This is a genomic window from Nocardia sp. NPDC058497, assembly GCF_042720195.1.
Lineage (GTDB): Bacteria > Actinomycetota > Actinomycetes > Mycobacteriales > Mycobacteriaceae > Nocardia.
This window is the reverse complement of record NZ_JBHXMY010001018.1, coordinates 1-1,196: the sequence shown is the minus strand read 5'-3', so window position 1 is coordinate 1,196 and position 1,196 is coordinate 1. Positions and strand designations below refer to the sequence as shown.

Sequence of the window (1,196 nt, the reverse complement as noted above, 5' to 3'; positions counted from 1 at the left end):
GGGAGCTCGAGGGGTCACACGGCAGCTTGGACGGGTTCGACTGCGGCGATGACGCGACCAATGTACGGGCGGCGTTCGCGTACTCGTACCGAGGTCTGCGGGCGCCTGCGGCAAGGCTGTTTCGACTGCTGGCACTGCACGCCGGTCCGGCGATCTCCGTTCATTCGGCCGCCAGGCTGGCCGCCCAGCCGCCCAGCGTGACGGGCAAGCTGCTAGCCGAACTGGTTCAGGCGAACCTGGTGATCGAACGCGTGTCAGGCAGTTTCGTGCTGCCGACACTGGTTCGGCTCTACGCGCGAGAACTCTCCGAGGAAAGCGATGGCGGCCTGGCGGAGTTGCTTGGTTCCGCTCCAGCCGCGCCAGTTCCGCAGCCGACACCTACTCGCGAATCTCCAACTCGGCTCATCAGCATCTCGGCATCCTGCGAGAAACAATCCAAATTACCCGAGAGGGCTTTCCGATGAGCACCCCTGCCTTTCAGACGTTGACACTCGCCAACGACCTGACCATCACCCGGATGGGCTACGGCGCCATGCAGCTGACCGGTCGCGGCGTCTTCGGACCGCCCAAGGACCGTACCCAGGCGATCGCCGTGCTGCGCGCGGCGATCGAGCTCGGCATCACCCACATCGACACCAGCGACTTCTACGGGCCGGTCATCGTCAATGAACTGATCCGGGAAGCCCTGCGCCCCTACCCGGCCGACCTCCGCATCGTCACCAAGGTCGGCGTCCGCCGCACTGCCACCGGCGGCTGGATGACTGCCCTGAATCCCGCCGACCTCAAAGCCCAGGTCCACGACAACCTCCAGCACCTCGGCCTGGATGCCCTGGACGTGGTCAACCTGCGCACGGCCTCGTTCGAAGCTGACGACGCCGCCCCCATCGCCGAGCAGTTCGGCGCCCTGGCCGACCTGCGCGAGCAGGGCCTGATCCGGAACCTCGGCCTCAGCGGAGTCACCGACGCCCAGCTCACCGAGGCCCAGGCCATCGCCCCCGTGGTAATGGTGCAGAACCTGTACAACCTGGCCAACCGCGCCGACGACGACCTCATCGACCGCTGCGCCGAGGAGGACATCGCCTACGCCGCGTTCTTCCCCCTCGGCGGCTCCAGCCCGCTGCGGTCGCGGACCCTGAACGGCATCGCCCGCCGCCTCGGCGCTACCCCTCAGCAGGTAACGCTCGCCTGGCTGCTGC

At 67.4% G+C, this 1,196-nt stretch carries 1 protein-coding gene and 1 pseudogene; both read left to right on the top strand.

Translation table 11 applies throughout. The features are described from left to right. Window positions 1-464, top strand: a pseudogene (locus tag ACFWPJ_RS33375) (hypothetical protein); the annotation flags it as partial. Then, window positions 461-1,196: oxidoreductase (locus tag ACFWPJ_RS33370; RefSeq protein ID WP_378857591.1), on the top strand; the 736-nt coding region annotated here is incomplete at its 3' end. The pseudogene ACFWPJ_RS33375 and the gene ACFWPJ_RS33370, both read left to right, overlap by 4 nt.